Origin of the sequence: Caballeronia sp. TF1N1 (assembly GCF_022878925.1) — a bacterium.
In the GTDB taxonomy this organism is placed as follows: domain Bacteria; phylum Pseudomonadota; class Gammaproteobacteria; order Burkholderiales; family Burkholderiaceae; genus Caballeronia.
Map to the genome: position 1 here is coordinate 349,771 of NZ_CP084628.1, position 16,244 is coordinate 366,014.

17 protein-coding genes and 2 pseudogenes are annotated in these 16,244 nt (G+C 60.7%); 7 read left to right on the plus strand and 12 right to left on the minus strand.

The window, feature by feature from the left end; translation table 11 throughout:
• Window positions 1-350 precede the first annotated feature (350 nt).
• Window positions 351-620 (plus strand): DUF1488 family protein, encoded by a 270-nt coding sequence (locus tag LDZ28_RS22395; protein WP_244830795.1) that lies wholly within the window; start codon window positions 351-353, stop codon window positions 618-620.
• Window positions 621-626: 6 nt separating this feature from the next.
• On the opposite strand, the gene LDZ28_RS22400 is transcribed toward LDZ28_RS22395, so the two are convergent.
• Window positions 627-1,916, minus strand: a complete 1,290-nt coding sequence (locus tag LDZ28_RS22400) for a cytochrome c (RefSeq protein ID WP_244830796.1) — start codon at window positions 1,914-1,916, stop codon at window positions 627-629.
• A gap of 11 nt (window positions 1,917-1,927) precedes the next feature.
• The gene (locus LDZ28_RS32885) at window positions 1,928-2,344 is read right to left on the minus strand and encodes a molybdopterin cofactor-binding domain-containing protein (RefSeq protein WP_370652259.1); all 417 of its coding nucleotides are present in this window, start codon (window positions 2,342-2,344) and stop codon (window positions 1,928-1,930) included.
• Between LDZ28_RS32885 and LDZ28_RS32890 the strand changes: the two are divergent.
• A pseudogene (locus LDZ28_RS32890) lies at window positions 2,339-2,389 on the plus strand (hypothetical protein); the annotation flags it as partial. The gene LDZ28_RS32885 and the pseudogene LDZ28_RS32890 overlap by 6 nt on opposite strands.
• A gap of 78 nt (window positions 2,390-2,467) precedes the next feature.
• On the opposite strand, the pseudogene LDZ28_RS22405 reads toward LDZ28_RS32890, so the two are convergent.
• The 3 genes and pseudogenes from LDZ28_RS22405 to LDZ28_RS32895 all read right to left on the minus strand — a co-directional run.
• Window positions 2,468-4,162, minus strand: a pseudogene (locus tag LDZ28_RS22405) (molybdopterin cofactor-binding domain-containing protein); the annotation flags it as partial.
• A gap of 1 nt (window position 4,163) precedes the next feature.
• Window positions 4,164-4,619 (minus strand): (2Fe-2S)-binding protein, encoded by a 456-nt coding sequence (locus LDZ28_RS22410; protein WP_244830799.1) that lies wholly within the window; start codon window positions 4,617-4,619, stop codon window positions 4,164-4,166.
• A 329-nt stretch (window positions 4,620-4,948) separates the two neighbouring features.
• Window positions 4,949-5,395, minus strand: coding sequence for an aspartyl/asparaginyl beta-hydroxylase domain-containing protein (locus LDZ28_RS32895; protein WP_370652260.1), 447 nt, complete (start codon window positions 5,393-5,395; stop codon window positions 4,949-4,951).
• A gap of 111 nt (window positions 5,396-5,506) precedes the next feature.
• Between LDZ28_RS32895 and LDZ28_RS32715 the strand changes: the two genes are divergently transcribed.
• Window positions 5,507-5,638 (plus strand): hypothetical protein, encoded by a 132-nt coding sequence (locus LDZ28_RS32715; protein WP_255784837.1) that lies wholly within the window; start codon window positions 5,507-5,509, stop codon window positions 5,636-5,638.
• Between the two features lie 195 nt (window positions 5,639-5,833).
• Here the strand turns inward: LDZ28_RS32715 and LDZ28_RS22415 are convergent, their stop codons facing one another.
• Genes LDZ28_RS22415 through LDZ28_RS22445 form a run of 7 tightly spaced genes read right to left on the minus strand, consistent with a single transcriptional unit; the run spans window position 5,834 to window position 12,998 of the window.
• Window positions 5,834-6,907 carry an alcohol dehydrogenase catalytic domain-containing protein gene (locus LDZ28_RS22415; protein ID WP_244830806.1) on the minus strand — a complete coding sequence of 358 codons (1,074 nt, stop codon included), beginning with the start codon at window positions 6,905-6,907 and terminating at the stop codon, window positions 5,834-5,836.
• 32 nt (window positions 6,908-6,939) lie between these two features.
• Complete coding sequence (locus LDZ28_RS22420; RefSeq protein WP_244830807.1) at window positions 6,940-7,977, minus strand: NAD(P)-dependent alcohol dehydrogenase; 1,038 nt, start codon at window positions 7,975-7,977, stop codon at window positions 6,940-6,942.
• A gap of 32 nt (window positions 7,978-8,009) precedes the next feature.
• Window positions 8,010-8,759 carry an SDR family oxidoreductase gene (locus LDZ28_RS22425; RefSeq protein WP_244830809.1) on the minus strand — a complete coding sequence of 250 codons (750 nt, stop codon included), beginning with the start codon at window positions 8,757-8,759 and terminating at the stop codon, window positions 8,010-8,012.
• A gap of 7 nt (window positions 8,760-8,766) precedes the next feature.
• The gene (locus LDZ28_RS22430) at window positions 8,767-9,747 is read right to left on the minus strand and encodes a sugar-binding transcriptional regulator (RefSeq protein WP_244830810.1); all 981 of its coding nucleotides are present in this window, start codon (window positions 9,745-9,747) and stop codon (window positions 8,767-8,769) included.
• Between the two features lie 36 nt (window positions 9,748-9,783).
• On the minus strand, window positions 9,784-10,629 hold the full coding sequence (locus tag LDZ28_RS22435) for a carbohydrate ABC transporter permease (RefSeq protein WP_284503485.1): 846 nt from the start codon (window positions 10,627-10,629) through the stop codon (window positions 9,784-9,786).
• A 32-nt stretch (window positions 10,630-10,661) separates the two neighbouring features.
• The gene (locus tag LDZ28_RS22440; protein WP_244830813.1) at window positions 10,662-11,588 is read right to left on the minus strand and encodes a carbohydrate ABC transporter permease; all 927 of its coding nucleotides are present in this window, start codon (window positions 11,586-11,588) and stop codon (window positions 10,662-10,664) included.
• Between the two features lie 39 nt (window positions 11,589-11,627).
• Complete coding sequence (locus LDZ28_RS22445) at window positions 11,628-12,998, minus strand: sugar ABC transporter substrate-binding protein (RefSeq protein ID WP_244830815.1); 1,371 nt, start codon at window positions 12,996-12,998, stop codon at window positions 11,628-11,630.
• Between the two features lie 261 nt (window positions 12,999-13,259).
• Here LDZ28_RS22445 and LDZ28_RS22450 point away from each other — a divergent pair, with 261 nt between their 5' ends.
• The 4 genes from LDZ28_RS22450 to LDZ28_RS22465 all read left to right on the plus strand — a co-directional run bounded on the left by LDZ28_RS22450 (window position 13,260) and on the right by LDZ28_RS22465 (window position 16,244).
• Window positions 13,260-14,381 (plus strand): ABC transporter ATP-binding protein, encoded by a 1,122-nt coding sequence (locus LDZ28_RS22450; protein WP_244830816.1) that lies wholly within the window; start codon window positions 13,260-13,262, stop codon window positions 14,379-14,381.
• Window positions 14,382-14,501: 120 nt separating this feature from the next.
• The gene (locus tag LDZ28_RS22455) at window positions 14,502-14,786 is read left to right on the plus strand and encodes a hypothetical protein (protein WP_244830817.1); all 285 of its coding nucleotides are present in this window, start codon (window positions 14,502-14,504) and stop codon (window positions 14,784-14,786) included.
• 152 nt (window positions 14,787-14,938) lie between these two features.
• Window positions 14,939-15,448 (plus strand): spore coat U domain-containing protein, encoded by a 510-nt coding sequence (locus LDZ28_RS22460; RefSeq protein WP_244830818.1) that lies wholly within the window; start codon window positions 14,939-14,941, stop codon window positions 15,446-15,448.
• A 1-nt stretch (window position 15,449) separates the two neighbouring features.
• Window positions 15,450-16,244: a molecular chaperone gene (locus LDZ28_RS22465; protein ID WP_244830819.1), complete on the plus strand. Its 795-nt coding sequence runs from the start codon at window positions 15,450-15,452 to the stop codon at window positions 16,242-16,244.

Genomic DNA, 16,244 nt, shown 5'->3' on the forward strand with positions numbered 1-16,244 from the left:
ACTCCTGCTCTTGGTGGAGACACTGCTCTGGACATTCGATCTAGAGTAGTACACCTGAGCATGCATTGTTTTTATTTTTCTTTCCATTCTTTTGTCGAAAATGACAAGCGTCGGTAGCTCGTGCGGGCCGTCCGGCCCGCCATTTGAGACGCGGCGGGGAAAGCGAACGCGTAATGCATTAGCGAACGAACGTTCGGCAAACCCTTTAGAATACTTTAGCGGCTTCCCACGTCACCGTAATGAAGGAAGTCGTTTGCCTGCTTGCGCACGTTTGCCGAACGATGAAGCATGCGCGGAGCGGCGAATTTCTGACAAAATAAAAACCGCGAACCGGACAACCCTGTCGAATCATGACAAGCAAGATGAACGTCAATGCCAGCGTCTCGGCGGACCGCGCGTCCGTCAGTTTCGTTGCCTTCTCGCGCGAGCAGGCCATTCAGTGCAACATCACGCGCAAGGCATTGGAGCAATATTTCTGGGCGCCCGTCGGTGCTACCGACGAGCGTCTGCTCAAAGCGTTAAGCGATGGCTACGAGCGCATCAGCGCTCGCGTTCATCGTAAATTCCTTGCTCATCCGTCGAGTTCGGTCACGCTCGACGTGGTCGATTTTTCCACTTGACGCGGCTCAACGCGCCGCCTGCGTCGACTTGCGCATTTTGGTGACGTCCTCGACGTTGACGGCGGGCGTGTTGTTGTTCCATGCGCCGCGAACGAACGTTAGTACGTCCGCTATCTGCTGATCGCTCAGTACCGGCGCATAGCGAGGCATGGGATAAGGCGCCGGCACGCCTTGAATGACGAGGTCGCCAGTGCCGTTCAGCGTCACGTTAATGAGCGACGACGCATCCTTTTCCAGCACGTTGGGATTGCCCGCCAAAGGCGCGAGCATCGGCGCAAAGCCACGACCGTCCACGCCGTGGCAATGCATGCAGTACGCCGTGTAGACACGCGCGCCCGAATCCGATGCAGCTGGACGCGCCAGGGACACCTTCGTGGCCTTGGCATCATACGAATACGGCGTGTTGCCGTTACCGCCCGCTGCCGGCAGCGACTTCAGATAACTCGCCATGGCCGCCACATCGCTGTCGTTCATGGCTTGCGTGCTGTTGTTGATCACGCTCGTCATTGCGCCGAATGCGGACGCGTGCCCGTTCGCGCCGGTTTTGAGGAACGTCGCGATATCCTGCTCGCTCCATCGGCCAAGACCGGTGTTGTGTTCGGCGGTGAGGTTCGATGCAAACCAGTTGTCGAGCAAACCCCCGGTTAAATAGACGCTGCTCGTTTCGTCGAGTCCTTTTTCCTGGAACGCGATCCCTCGTGGCGTATGACACGAGCCGCAATGGCCCAGGCCTTGAATGAGATAGGCGCCACGGTTCCAGGCGACATCCTTGCCGGGTTTATCGCGGTACACGCCCTTCTCGAGAAATACCAGATTCCAAAGCTTGAGCGGCCAGCGCATGGTAAGCGGCCATTTGAAGTCTGGTTCGCGATTAGCCTGCTTGATCGGCGCGACGCCATGCATGAAATACGCATAAAGCGCATGCATGTCTTCATCGTTGATCTTTGCATAAGACGGATAAGGCATGGCCGGATAAAGATTATGGCCATCCTTGGCAACGCCCTCGCGCAAGGCTTTAGCAAAATCCTCTTCCGTATAGCGGCCAATGCCTGTGTCGGGGTCGGGCGTGATATTGGTCGTATAGATGGCGCCTAACGGCGTCATCATCGGCAAGCCGCCGGTCATGGGTTTGCCGCGCGGAGCGGAATGGCAGGCCACGCAATCGCCGGCTTTGGCAAGGTAAGCGCCGCGTGCGACGAGTGCATCGGCGGATGCATCCGCTGCATGCGCGAGTGTCGACGTCACGGCATACGCTGCAAAACAGGCAGCCACGAGAGGCTTGAATACGTTTTTCATGTCGGCCTCCGTCAAGCGCTTTGCAACTGGTTGCCGACTGGTAATTGCCTCAGTCGCTTGCCGGTGGCGGCATAAATCGCATTGGTGATGGCGGGGGCGAGTGCCGCCGTGCCCGGTTCGCCGATTCCTCCCGGCGCTTCGCTGCTCTTGACGATATGCACTTCCACCGGCGGCGTTTCGTGAATACGCAGTATCCGGTAGTCGGTGAAATTGCTCTGCTCGACGCGGCCGTCCTTGATCGTGATCTCGCTATAAAGCGCCGCCGTAATGCCGAATATGATGCCGCCTTGCACCTGCGCCTCGACCGTATTCGGATTGACGACCATGCCGCAATCCACCGCGCATACGATTCGACTGACCTTCACCGCGCCGGCTTTATCGACGGCGACGTCCGCCACGATTGCGAAGTAACTGCCGAACGCATGCATGACCGACACGCCGCGCCCCTGACCTTGCGGCATGGTTTGCTTGCCCCATTCCGCCGCCTGCGTGGCGACATCGAGCACATTGCGCGCGCGCGGCGACTTGCCGAGCAGATCGCGTCGATACTGCACGGGATCGATCTTCGCCTGCGCCGCGAGTTCGTCGATGAAACTCTCCACGACGAACGTGCCACGCGTCGGTCCCACGCCGCGCCAGAATGCGGTCGGCACCTCGCGTGGCTCCTGGCGCACGTAGTCCACGAGTTGATTCGGCAGATCGTAGGGAAGATCGGCGGAGACTTCCACCGCATCCGGGTCGATGCCATTCTTCACCGCCGGCGGCGCAAAACGCGCAAGCACCGACGAACCGACGATGCGATGCGTCCACGCCACGGGCTTGCCGTTCGCATCGAGCCCGGCCGACAGCGTGTCGTGATAGCAAGGACGAAACATGTCGTGCTGAATGTCTTCCTCGCGCGACCATGTGACCTTGACCGGCACGCCAAGCTGCTTGCCTATCTTGAGCGCTTGCGTGGCCATGTCGAATTCGAGCCGGCGGCCGAAGCCGCCGCCGAGCAGATGGTTATGCACGACGATCTTTTCGGGCGGCAAGCCCGTGGCTTTGACGCCTGCATCGACGACACGCGTGGGCACCTGAGTGCCTAGCCAGACATCGCAGCCATCGACGCGCACGTGCACCGTGCAGTTGATCGGCTCCATCGTCGCGTGTGCGAGCAACGGCTGCACGTAGACGGCATCGACACGCGTCTTGGCATTGGCAAACGCCTTGTCGACATCGCCGTCCTTGCGCGCCACGGCGCCCGAGCGTCGTGATGCGCTCGCCATTTCATCGACAAGCTGTTTCGTCGACGTGTTCGCGCCCGCGCCTTCGTTCCATTCGATCACGAGCGCGGCCGCGCCACGTTTGGCGGCCCACGTATGATCGCCGATGACCGCCACGCCGTTGTCGAACTTGATGACCTGCTTCACGCCCGGGATTTTTTTGGCGTGACTGTCGTCGACGGAAACGAGCGTGCCGCCGAACACCGGGCAGTTCACGATGGCCGCATAGACCATGTCGGGCAAGCGCACGTCGAGACCGAATACCGCCGTGCCATCCACTTTTTCGGGAGAATCCAAGCGCTTGGCGGGCGTGCCGATCAGCTTGAAGTCCTTGGGGTCTTTAAGCTTGATGTCTTTGGGAACCGGCAATTTGGCGGCTGCTTCGACGAGTTCGCCATAACTTGCGCTGCGTCCGCTCGATGCCTGCGTGACCTTGCCGCCTGCGGCGCTGCATGTCGATGCATCGCATTGCCATTGCTGCGCGGCAGCCGCTATGAGCGTCATGCGTGCGGCGGCGCCTGCCTTGCGCATCGGTTCCCATGCATAACGAATCGACGTTGAACCGCCGGTGAGCTGACCGCCCAGCAACGGGTCCATGAAAAGCTTTTCGTTGGGCGGCGCATGCGCAATCGCTACGCTGTCGAGCGGCACTTCCAGCTCTTCGGCGATCAGCATGGGGAGCGCCGTATAAACGCCTTGTCCCATCTCGACCTTTGGCATGATGAGCGTGACCTTGCCGTTCTTGTCGATCTGCACGAAGGCGTTGGGCGCGAATACGCCGTCTTGCGGCGTTTCGACACCATCGCCGGCAATAACGGAGTTGCCGCTCTTCTGATCCTGGCTCGCGGCCGGCAGACTAAAGCCGATCAATAAGCCGCCGCTGGCAGCCGCGCCTATCGTTACGCCGAACTTGAGAAACGCACGGCGCGAGAATGTCCCGCGCGACGCATGACGTCCCGCCTCGATTAAGCCTTGCGACATCTCAGGCCTCCTTCGCGGCTTGCTTGATCGCCGCGCGGATGCGGTGATACGTCCCGCAGCGGCAGATGTTGCCCGCCATCGCGGCGTCGATGTCGTCGTCGGTCGGATTGGGAACGGTCGTGAGCAATGCGGTCGCGGACATGACTTGTCCGGACTGGCAGTAGCCGCACTGCACCACATCCAGCTGACGCCATGCGGTTTGCACCTTCTTGCCAGCGGGTGTGTCGCCGACGGCTTCGATCGTCGTCACCTTGCGCTCACCGACAGCCGCCACAGGCAGCACGCATGAACGCACGGCGACGCCGTCGAGATGAACGGTGCAGGCGCCGCATTGCGCGATGCCACAGCCGAACTTGGTGCCCGTCAGGCCCACAAGATCGCGCAGCACCCAAAGCAAGGGCATGTCGGGCGGCGCATCGACGGTATGCGTCTGGCCGTTGATGGAAAGCGTGGTCATTGGGCGGCTCCGGCTTATTAATGGTTATCGGATATCGCATGAGGCTGAAGGCGTGGGGCGGCCGTCAGTCTTTGAATTCATCGCGTCTCGAATGCAAGGCGACTAAGCACGAGGCAAGCGGATTGTAGCGCCGCATTAAAAAAGGAGCATGGATGGCGACGCCTTTAGCTCAGACGGCTTTAGCACCATGTTGCTTTGCAGGCTTAAGGAATGAGGAATTTGCTTTAAGGCGTCAACATAAAGTATCGAGCGCGATCGACAGTTAGTTGCATGATAAAAGCTAAGGCGAGTTGCTTCACGGCCCTCTCGCCTATTGGCAAGCTAGCGAATCATTTCTCAGTTTGCATAGAACACACGTCGCATGGACATGACGCCAAGACGCACCGCCGCGACCATGACGTCAAGCACGCGCGCAAAATGCGAAGGCCTAAGACATCGAGAAAAATGCAGTACCGCAAGCGATCGGATTCGTTGACCGACCGATGCACGAGCGTATCGTCGAAAATGAATAGCGGATCGTCGTGCCAATAATGACGACGCCCCGCTACATCGATAAAGACATTTTCGTCGTCGATAGGACGGAGGTTGTAAAGACAACGCAAGGTAAGACGCAGCGGTCCGTAATGCACTGACGTACTCTGCCGCTCATTGAAAACCGATATGCCGATGGTCTTGACGTATTTGAAGTCGCGCGCCAATTCCGGTAAGTCAAGCGAACTATCGACAGGCATGCCGTACCAGCGCACGAAACACATGCCGCGGCGCTTGCTTGCCATTTGCCCTCCGAGGCGCGCGTTCACTAGCGGAAGACGGTCGTTGAAAGCGGCGATGATCGAGCGGATCTCGTCTTGATGCGCGGCCGGTAACTGCGAGAGATCGTAGACGCCGTGATTCCGTTCGCAGATGAGATCGACCAGCAAATTGAAGGGAGAAAGCACCCACGTAAGCAGGCCATTGCCAAGAAAATAACGCCGCCAGTTGGCTGCATCGAACTGGCGGCTGCGTTGAAAATCCGCTAAGCCGCTTGCCAGGAAACAGAGCGCAAGGACAGGCAAGAACCTTAGAAGAAGCGCCAGAATCGCAAGATAGAGCAGATCCTTTCGTCTCACATTCGGCCTCGGCGAGCGTCGTCGTTGACCGTTACATCTTAGTACGGGTTATGTCAGCAAGAAAACGCCTGCTTAAGAAAATGCGGCGCGCTTGCAACACTTGCTTCAAGCGCTCTTAGGCTTGAGCAAAACCTTGATTGAGTCGAGTGAATTGGCGGTCTTGATCGCTTCGTCCCATTCTTCCAGGGAAAAGTCGTGCGTGACGATGCCCTTGGAAGTCACGAGCCCGCGCGCCAGCAAGTCGATAGCGATGGGATAGCAATAAGGACCGAGATGCGCGCCGCGCACGTCGAGTTCTTTGCGGTCGCCGATGATCGACCAGTCGACCGTCGTATCCGCACCGAACACGGAGAACTCCACGAAGCGTCCAAGCTTGCGAATCAATTCCAGCCCTTGCGACACGCCGGCAGGCACGCCCGTGGTTTCGATATAGACATCGCAACCGTATTGGTCCGTGATCGAGCGGATGATGTCGAGCGCGTTGTCGCTCTTGGGATTGATGGTGATATCCGCGCCGTATTCGCGCGCGAGTTCCAGCCGCTCATCCACGAGATCGATCACGACCAGCTTCCTGGGCGTCTTGAGATGCGCGACTTGCGTCATCATCAAACCGAGCGGTCCCGCGCCTGCGATCACGACGACATCGCTTAGCTGAATATCGCCGCGATTCACCGTATGAATGGCACACGCGAGCGGCTCGATGATCGCGGCATCTTCGAGCGAGATGCCGTCCGGAATCTTGTGAACGATGGCTGTCGGCGGGAAGCGCATGTATTCGGCCATGCCGCCATCCGCCACTTCACGCTGAAAGCCGAAGATGTTATGCACTTCGCACATCCAGTATTGCCCGGACTTGCAATAGCGGCACTTCGCGCACGGCACGATCTGTTCGGCGATCACGCGGTCACCCTTGTTCACGCCGAAGTGCTCGGCCGCGCCCTCGCCCAGTTCTTCCACGTAGCCGAAGAATTCATGGCCTGGAATGACCGGCGCCTTGACCCAAGGGTTCGGGCCGCCCCAGAACATCTTTGCGCCCGACCAGCATTTGCAGTCGCTCGCGCAGATTCCGCATGCGGCAATGCGAATGACGATCTCGTTTCTGCCCGGCGTCGGGCGCGCGACGCGCTCCACGCGATAGTCCTTCGGCGCGCGGCACACAATGGCCGTCATATCCGTCATGTTCGTGTCTCCGGTTATCGTTTTGACGTTCGTTATTCTTCGAGCACGATCTGCACTTTCACATCCGTAGGCAGGCCGCTCGATGCTTCCTCGAACGCCTTGATACCATCGGCGAAGGGGAATGTGCGCGAGATGAACGGCTTCACATCGAGCTTGCCGGATGCGATCAGCTGGATCGCACGCGGGAAAATATTCGCGTAGCGGAATACGGATTCGATGCGCGCTTCCTTGATCTGCACGGCGACCACATCAAGGGCAATGGCGCGCTGCGGCATGCCGACCAGCACGAGGCAGCCACTGGGACACAACAGATCGACAATGCCCTCGAAGGCCTTTTCATTACCGCTCGCCTCGATCACGATATCCGCGCCCCAGCCGTCGGTCAGTTCGGCGATCACGTCCTTCGCATTGCATTCGCGGATATTCACGGCCGTCACGCCCTGCACCGCGCCAATGAGATCGAGCTTCTCCTGCACGAGATCGCAGACGATGGCGCGGCTGCATCCACCCGCGAGCGCCGCCAGCGCGCACATCATGCCGATGGTGCCCGCACCCAGCACGACGGCGACATCGCCCGGCTTGATCGCGGCTTTCTTCGCGGCCTGCAAGCCGATGGAGAGCGGCTCGACGATCGCGCCTTCGGCAAAGCTCACGTTGTCCGGCAACTTGTACGTGAAGGCCGCGGGATGCACGACGAACGGCGCGAGACAGCCATGCACGGGCGGCGTGGCCCAGAAGCGCACCTTGGGGTCGAGGTTATAAAGCCCTTCACGCGATGCACGCGACTCCATGTCCGGCACGCCGGGTTCCATGCACACGCGGTCGCCCGCCTTGAGATTGCTCACTTCATCGCCGACCTCGATGACCGTGCCCGACGCTTCATGCCCGAGCACCATCGGCTCATTGACGACGAACGGTCCTATGCGGCCATGCTGGTAGTAGTGAATGTCGCTGCCGCAAATGCCCACCGTGTGAATGCGGATACGCACGTCGCGCGGTCCGACCACCTGCGGCAAGCTGAACGGCCGCAAGCTGATACGCCGTGCTTCTTCGAGAACCAGTGCTTCCATCGTCGTTCCTTCCTTGAAATGTTTATTGTTGGCTAGCCCGCCTGAAAGCCGCCGTCGATGGCAAGGCTCACGCCGCTGACCATGCTGGAATCGTCGCTTAACAGATAGGCGATGGAGCGCGCCACTTCCACGGGCTGCACGAAACGGTTCAGCGGAATGCGCGCGAGCATCGGGCCGGATTTGACGGGGTCGCTCCAGGCTCGCTCGGCCATGGGCGTCATCGTCACGACAGGGTTCACGGCGTTGACGCGGATGCCGTGCGGTCCGAGTTCGACGGCCATCACGCGCGTCAGTGCATCGAGTCCGCCCTTGGACGCGCAATACGCCGCATGCAACGGCAAGCCGACGGTCGCCGACAAGCTCGACACGTTGACGATGGCCCCGCCCACATTGCGCGCGATCATGCTCTTCGCGCACTCCTGCGCGACGATCATCGCGGCGCGCACGTTGACGTTCATGGTGAGATCGAACGCTTCGGCGGTCGTCTCGAGAAACGGCTGCAATTGCGCGATGCCCGCGCAGTTCACGAGCAGATCGACCGGTTGCGCGCCGCGCGCGGCTTCGCGGGTGGCATCGGCATTTGCGAGATCGACGGCAATGGTTTCGCAGCCGGTCTCTTCCTTGAGTTGCACGAGGTCGGCAGCGCTGCGGCTCAAGGCAACGACCCGCGCGCCGCGTTCGATCAGGAGATGCACGGTCGCGTGGCCGATGCCCTTGCCCGCGCCGGTGACGAGCACGGTCTTGCCTGCAAACTCGCGGTTACGGTCGATGGTGTCGGTCATGTTCTCTTCAAGGTTCGTCGCAGAGTCGCCGCGCCGTGTCTTCATCGGTCACGAGCACCGACGGATAGCGTCCGCGCAACGCCGCACGCGTGACATGAAACTTCTTCGCCCCGCCACTGACGAGAACCACGCGACGCAGCTTGCGCAAGTCTTCGAGCGTGATCGCAACGGTGCGGCGATTCAGCGGATGATCGATCAGCTCGCCGTCTTCATCCATGAAATGCCCGAGCATGTCGCCGACCGCGCCTGCTTTTTCGAGCGTGCGCAATTGCTCCGGATTGTCGATGCCATAGGTTACGACGAGAGATTCCGTCAGATCGCCGCAAGTCAGCAGGGCAAGGTCGGAGTTGCGCGCGAGTTCGTAGGTCTCGCGCACGGTGCCTTCCTGCAGGATCACATCGCGCGCCTTCTGGCTGCTGACGTAGATGGGCGCGGCGAACAGATATCCGTCCGCTCGGCAGATATCCGCGAAGTCGGAAACGATATCGAACGTGTTGATGCTCGGGCAATGCGAGAGGCCGCCTTGCAGCGACACCGCCGACACCGCGCCATAACTGCGTTGCGGCATGGCGCGCAGCACGGCGCGGATCGTGCGTCCCCAGCCAAGCCCGATAGTTTGCCCTGCAACTATCTGCCTCGAAAAGTAGCTCGCCGCGCCGATACCGAGCGCCGCGTTGTTCGCTTCGGTGTTCGCACCGGTCGGCACGACCACCGCGCATTCAAGACCGAAGCGTTTGCTGAGCGCTTCTTCCAGCGCGACGCATGGCGCTATCTTGCTGTTGATGGTGATCTGCACGAGACCCGACTCGCGGCTTGCCGCGAGCAGCCGGTTCACGCGCACGCGGTTGCTGCCTATACGTTCCGCGATCTCCTGCTGCGTCAGGTTGCCGACGTAGTAGTGCCACGCGACGCGCGCCTGCAATTCCTCTTCCGAGTCGATGGATTCGTCGGTTTCGGCGAAGGCTAGGGGTGGTACTGTCTTGCTCATATCGAGTGTCTGGTCACAATGGAAGGCCGAAGGAGTCTACTTCACCGCGCCCATCGTGAGACCTTGCACCAGCCGCCCGGACACGAGCAGCGCGAAGACGACCATCGGCAGGACGATCAGCGTACCCGTGGCCATGATCTCGCCCCAGGGCAATTCGTAACCGCTCATGTAGCTCGTCGCGGCGACCGGCGATGTAATGGCATCGGTGCGTGTCAGCACGAGCGCATAGAGCAGATCGTTCCACGAGAAGATGAAAGCGAAGATGGCGGATACGACGATGCCCGGCATCGCGAGCGGCAAGTTGATGCGCCAGAACACGCGCCACGGCGACGCGCCATCGAGCCGCGCGGCCTCGTCGAGTTCCACGGGAATATTGCGGAACTGGTCGGTGCAGATCCATACGACGATCGGCAACGAGAAGGTCAGATAAAGAAGAATCAGCACGATGTGCGTATCGACGAGATCGAGCTTGGTCGCAATCAGAAAGAACGGCACCGCGAGCACCACGGGGCTCACCATGCGGTTCGAGATGAACCAGAACCACAGGTCTTCCTTGCCACGGAATTCGAAGCGTGCAAGCGCATAGGCAGCGGGCGCGCCGAGCAGAATGGCAAGCACCGTCGTGCTGCTCGCGATGATGAGCGAGTTGAGCAGACTGCCCGCCACGTCATGCTCGAAAAGCGCCGCCGAATAGTGATGAAACGTGGGACTGAACAGCCACTTCGGCGGATACGCGAGCGCGTCGGACTGGCTCTTCAGGCTCGTCGTCACCATCCAGTAGAACGGAAACACGGACGAAAGGAAGACGATCGCCAGACCGAAAAAGTGCCATACGGTGGCGCGTTTGCGTGCGGCACGCGCACGCAAGGCACGCTTGGTCATGTCGCCATTCGCGGCTTGCAGAGTCGGAGAACTCACGCGGCCTCCCGGTACACGAAGCGGATATAAAGACGCGACAGCACGATAGTCAGGATCAAGAGAATGATGGCCTGAGCGGACGCCATGCCCTGATCGAAGAGACGAAAGCCCACGCGCTGGATATAGATGCTGATGAACTCCGTCGCGGTGCCGGGGCCGCCGCGCGTCATGGTGAAGACGGCATCGAACATCTTCAGCATGTCGGCCGAGCGCAGAATGAGGATGGCCGTCAAACCCGGCAGCAAATACGGTCGCTGCAAGTGCCAAAGAATCATGCTCCACTTCGGCGTTTCGAGGCGCGCCGCTTCCTCGGCTTCCTTCGGCACCATGGAAAGCCCGGCCAGCAGAATCAGCGCGCAAAACGGCGTCCACTGCCAGATATCCATGATCATCACGGAGACGAACGCAAGCGTCGGATCGGCAAGCCAGTCTTGCGGCGGAATGCCGAAGAGGCCCGCCAGATAGTTCGCCACGCCGAACTGCCGGTTGAAGATCAGGCGGCCGATCAGGCCGACGACCGCGTAAGTTGTCGCCATTGGAATGACGAGGCTCACGCGAGCGGCGGCGCGCATCCATCGCAAGTCGATACGGTGCAGCATCAACGCCGCAAAGAGCCCGAGTGCGACCTCGATCGGCAAGGTAAGACAAAGGAACAACGCAGTGCGGCCGAGCGCGCCCCAGAACGAGGGATCGGTGAGCGTCGCCACGTAATTGTCGATGCCCACGAACGGCGTGCCCGACGCGAGATCGGCGAGCTTGTACTGATGAAACGAGTTATAGAGCGCCAGCAGCAGCGGGTAAATGCCGATGACCGCCAGCGCGAATATCGCCGGAATCAGGAACCAGAAGGCAGGCGTTCGCGGCACCACGCCAAAGTAACGCGTCCGCTTTCCGAGCCTTGGAGAAGTTGCCACGCCTGCCATTCGATCGCCTCCGGTTCCTGATGTTTAGCGTTCAGCCGATTACTTGAGCAAAGGCTTCTTGCCGTCGTAATAGCCGGCTTTCTTCAGGATGTCCTCGGTCTTCTGACCGATGGTCTGCGCGCCATCCTTCACCGTCACCTGACCGAGCATGATCTTGCTGCCCCATTCGCCGATGACTTCCGACACCGCCGGCCATTCGGGGAAACGCGGACGATAATCCGGCACGCCGCCTTGCCACGATTCGACCATCGGCTTCACGAACGGATACTTGTCCTGCACCGCCTTGTCCTGATAGACCGCCGTGCGTGCCGGCACGCCGCCCGCCTCGAGATAAGGCTTCGCCATGGCCTCGGACGTGATCCATTGGATGAAGAGCCACGATGCCGCTTGCTTCTTCGCGCTGGCCTTTGCATTCACGGCAAGCGAGAAGCCGCCGAGCGCGGGCTTGAGTCCCGCCGGCCCCTTCGGTTCGGTGGTGATCGCAAGACAGTTGCCGAGCTTCGACTTGCTCGGGTCGGTGAGCGTCGGATAGAAAGCGGACCATTCGGTGATCATCGCGACCTGCCCTTGCGCAAGCGCGTTGACGGCTTCGGCGTGATCGAAATCGACGATACCCGGCGGCATGTACTTCATCAGCTTTTGCCGGTATTCGAGGCCCGCTTGCGATTGCGGCGACATCAGGTTCGACTTGAACTTAGCATCGAGAAGCGACCCGCCATTGGGCCACAACACGCGCATGAAGCTATCCGCCGATTGCGTCTCGCCGCGCCGCGACTGCAACGCGAAAGCGAACTTGTCGCCCTTCGTGAGCTTCGGCGCGTAGGTTGTCAGCAACTCGTCCCAGGTCTTCGGCGGCTCGTCGAAACCCGCGTCTTTCAGCATGCACTTGTTGTAGAACATGAGACCCGAGTAATTATCGAACGGCAGGCCATACGTGACCTTGTCCCATGTGCCAAACGAGTCGAGCAGGATGGGGAAGAAGCCCTTCAGATTGAGGTTCGGGTCCGCGAGCTTGGGGTCGTCCGTGAACTTCTTGATGGGCACGAGCCACTTGTTGCTCGCGAATTCGCCGATCCACACGACGTCCACGAGCACGATGTCCTGATCGCCGCCGCCCACGAAGTTGAGCACTTCCTTCTCACGCGTGTTCTCGTACGGAATCACTTCCCAGCGCACCTTGATGCCCGTCTCTTTCTCGAACTGCGGTATCAGGGTTTGTGCTGCCTTGTAGCCGGGACGATCCAGAAAGATGGCCTTGATGGTGGTGCCAGAATACGGCTCCGCGGCTTCCTTGAGCGTCCACGCCTGTGCGTTCGATGCGGCGAAAGCCGCGCTGGCCGCAAGTAGCGCGACAGCCGCTACGTGCTTGACGGGACCAAGTTGTCTCATCTGGGTGAAGCGCTTCTTCATGCCTGTCTCCTTTGATTTTTTTAGAGCAGTGATGGCTTGCGGATTCGTTCGTAGCGTCTTTCGGTTCCTGCGAGTGCGATGGGAAACGGGTGGAAAACACGGCGTATGCGGCGAAGACCGTCTGTGTCGTTTCACTTGTAATTTCGGTTTTACAATTGTATATTTTGGCCCGAACAGGTTGTCAAGAACTAAATCGACGAAGCCATTCGATGCTGCGCTGCGATGAACATACTCGTGGCCCGGCCATAGACGGAGACAGGCATGAGCGCCGTTCATCTACAACAGATCCGCAAGTCCTTTGCAGGCACCGATGTGCTCAAGGGCGTCGACATTCAGGTAAAGGACCGCGAGTTCATGGTCTTCGTCGGACCATCGGGATGTGGCAAGTCCACCTTGCTGCGAAGCATCGCCGGGCTCGAACGCAGCGATTCAGGGCAAATACTGATAGGCGGTGAAGACGTCACCGAACTCGAACCATCGCAGCGTGGCGTGGCGATGGTGTTTCAGTCGTATGCGCTCTATCCGCACATGACGGTGTACGAGAACATCGCGTTCGGACTGCGCATGCTGAAGCTGCCCGAAGTGCAGATCAAGGAGCGCGTGCAGCGCGCAGCCGAGATCCTGCAGATCGGTCAACTGCTCGAACGCCGGCCGCGCGCGTTGTCGGGCGGACAGCGTCAGCGCGTTGCCATCGGGCGATCGATCGTGCGCGAACCGCAAGTGTTTCTCTTCGACGAACCGCTCTCGAATCTCGATGCCGCCTTGCGCGTGCAGATGCGCCTCGAACTCATCAAGCTGCACAAGCAACTCAACGCGACGATGATCTACGTCACGCACGATCAGACCGAAGCGATGACCATGGCCGATCGAATCGTCGTGCTGAATCATGGGCGCGTGGAGCAGATCGGCACGCCGCTGGAGCTTTATCGCACGCCGCATAATCGCTTCGTCGCGGGCTTCATCGGCTCGCCGAAGATGAACTTCATGGACGTGCGCGTGCAACGTGTCGATGCCGCCGGCGTCAGCATCGAACTGCCCGGTGGCGAGGCGCTCACGCTGCCCTTCAAGGCTTCGTCGGTGAAGGCGGGCGAGACGCTCACGCTCGGCATTCGCCCGGAACATTTCGTCGAGGAATGCGGCGGCGATATCGATAGCGGTCTTGCCGGCGAAGTGATGGTGATCGAGCATCTCGGTGGCGAGACGCTCCTGCATCTGCGGTTGCCGAACGACCTCGTGATTCAAGTGAAGGGCTCGGGCGAATCCACTGCGTTCGAAGGACAACGCCTGAACGCGGGCTTCAGCATTCGCCATGTGCATCTGTTCAACCAGGACGGCAGTGCGCTCGAACGTCTTCGGCCCGTGACGGAGACTGCTGCCGCTTGAGGCTGCGTCGCTCGATCAAGTTTCCTCAGCGGATGCCGTAAACGAAAAGAGGCGCCGGAGTAACGGCGCGCGCGGCCGCGCCGTCGGCTGCATCCGTCACCGCTGTTCATCGTGAAACTCATGGCATCCAGCATTCGTTCGCTGACGGCATGGTCCGTCGTGGTGACGTTCGCGCTCAGCGCGGCACCTTCCACTTTCGCAGGCACCGGCAACGCAGAGTTGCCCGTGACGCTGACCGTCTACGATATCTGCACGCTCGATACGGGCGCCACGCAGCCGAGCGTGGCCTGTTCCGCAGGCGGCCAGTACCGCATCCTCGCGGGCGAATACTTCGCGGATGTCCGCATCGCCGATATCAAGGCCGCGCAACGACCGCAAATGCCGGTCGTCGAGATCGCGTTCTGAAACGTCGAACCCTTGACGACGCATTGTTACAATCGCTTACGCTTTAACGTCTGAGGAATGCACATAATCAGGGCGTCACGACGCGCCAAAAATCTGAGAGAGCAGCGCAAACGTTTGGCGCGCGGAAGACACTTCCAGAGAAGAGGTGAACAATGCGTCGCCGTAACCTTGCCGTTTCCGTGCTTTGCATCGCGTTGGCATCGGGGCCGCTCGTTCCGTTCGGAGCGAACGCAGCCACGCGAACCACTACCTTCACTGTATCCCTCACGCTGCAGAACGATTGCCAGATCGCGGCCAATCCGCTCAATTTCGGCAACTCGGGTGTTATCGCGGCGAACATCGATCAGACCACCACGTTGAGCGTCACCTGCTCGAACGGCGCGTCGTATAACGTCGGGCTGGATGCGGGTTCGGTGTCGGGTTCCACGGTGCCGAACCGGCTGCTCGCGGGCACGGGCACGCCTCTGCCGACGGTCGCCTATCAGCTCTATCGCGATGCCGCGCGCACGCTCGTCTGGGGCCAGACGGTCGGCACCGACACGGTCTCGGGCACCGGCACGGGCGCGGCGCAGACGGTCACGGTCTATGGCCGCGTCGCGCCGCAGACCACGCCGGCCGCGGGCACGTATTCATCCGTCGTCACGGCTACCGTCACGTTCTAGCATGCGCTCATCGCAGTGTTACCGGGCCGCGCGGCCCGGCAGGCGGGCGCTCGCGTGTGCGCTGGCGGGCTTCTCGTGGTGGTGCCTTCTGTACGCGGCGAACGTATCGGCGGCGGCCTTGCAAGTGTCGCCGATCCGGCTCGATCTCTCCGCCGAAAGGCCCGCCGCCGCGCTCACGCTGCATAACGACGGCAGTGCGCCGCTCAATGCTCAGGTACGCGTGTTCGCATGGACGCAGTCGCTCGACGAAGACCATCTGGAGCGCACGGCCGCCATCGTCGCGAGTCCGCCGATCGTGCAGATCGCGCCGAACGGCGATCAGACCATCCGCATTCTGCGAGTGGGAAGCGAGCCGCTTGCGCGCGAGGAGACGTATCGTCTGCTGATCGATGAAATTCCGAACGCACAAAGCGCCCAGAACACGGGCGTGCGCATGCAGTTGCGCTATTCGGTGCCGGTCTTCGTGGGCGCGGACGAAGCGCGCTCACCCGCGTTGAAGTTCGCGCTGGAACGCAAGAGCCAGGCAAGCAACGAAACCGACGTCATGCTGCGCGTGTCGAACGGCGCGCAAACGCATGCGCAACTGAGCCGCGTTCATCTTGACTGGTCCGATGGTCAGAGCACGCAAGTCTCGGCGGGACTGCTCGGCTATGCTTTGCCCGGCGCCGCGCGCCGCTGGCCCGTGCAGGGCGCGCCTGCGAATGGCACGTGGGCGACCTTGCACGCCGTCGTCAACGGCGAGCCCGTGACCATGCGTGTGAACGTCGAGCCGGGAACGCCGGGCTCCGACCGCTAG

Bases quoted from the DNA above. Each gene is read 5' to 3' on its own strand.
- LDZ28_RS32885 (WP_370652259.1), bottom strand. From the start codon at position 2,344: ATGCATGCGTTCGGCAGTTACTTCGCAATCGTGGCGGACGTCGCCGTC.
- LDZ28_RS22460 (WP_244830818.1), top strand. From the start codon at position 14,939: ATGCGTCGCCGTAACCTTGCCGTTTCCGTGCTTTGCATCGCGTTGGCA.
- LDZ28_RS22465 (WP_244830819.1), top strand. From the start codon at position 15,450: ATGCGCTCATCGCAGTGTTACCGGGCCGCGCGGCCCGGCAGGCGGGCG.
- LDZ28_RS22435 (WP_284503485.1), bottom strand. From the start codon at position 10,629: ATGACCAAGCGTGCCTTGCGTGCGCGTGCCGCACGCAAACGCGCCACC.
- LDZ28_RS22410 (WP_244830799.1), bottom strand. From the start codon at position 4,619: ATGACCACGCTTTCCATCAACGGCCAGACGCATACCGTCGATGCGCCG.
- LDZ28_RS22450 (WP_244830816.1), top strand. From the start codon at position 13,260: ATGAGCGCCGTTCATCTACAACAGATCCGCAAGTCCTTTGCAGGCACC.
- LDZ28_RS32895 (WP_370652260.1), bottom strand. From the start codon at position 5,395: ATGGCAAGCAAGCGCCGCGGCATGTGTTTCGTGCGCTGGTACGGCATG.
- LDZ28_RS22420 (WP_244830807.1), bottom strand. From the start codon at position 7,977: ATGGAAGCACTGGTTCTCGAAGAAGCACGGCGTATCAGCTTGCGGCCG.
- LDZ28_RS22425 (WP_244830809.1), bottom strand. From the start codon at position 8,759: ATGACCGACACCATCGACCGTAACCGCGAGTTTGCAGGCAAGACCGTG.
- LDZ28_RS22415 (WP_244830806.1), bottom strand. From the start codon at position 6,907: ATGACGGATATGACGGCCATTGTGTGCCGCGCGCCGAAGGACTATCGC.
- LDZ28_RS22400 (WP_244830796.1), bottom strand. From the start codon at position 1,916: ATGAAAAACGTATTCAAGCCTCTCGTGGCTGCCTGTTTTGCAGCGTAT.
- LDZ28_RS22395 (WP_244830795.1), top strand. From the start codon at position 351: ATGACAAGCAAGATGAACGTCAATGCCAGCGTCTCGGCGGACCGCGCG.
- LDZ28_RS22445 (WP_244830815.1), bottom strand. From the start codon at position 12,998: ATGAAGAAGCGCTTCACCCAGATGAGACAACTTGGTCCCGTCAAGCAC.
- LDZ28_RS22440 (WP_244830813.1), bottom strand. From the start codon at position 11,588: ATGGCAGGCGTGGCAACTTCTCCAAGGCTCGGAAAGCGGACGCGTTAC.
- LDZ28_RS22455 (WP_244830817.1), top strand. From the start codon at position 14,502: ATGGCATCCAGCATTCGTTCGCTGACGGCATGGTCCGTCGTGGTGACG.
- LDZ28_RS22430 (WP_244830810.1), bottom strand. From the start codon at position 9,747: ATGAGCAAGACAGTACCACCCCTAGCCTTCGCCGAAACCGACGAATCC.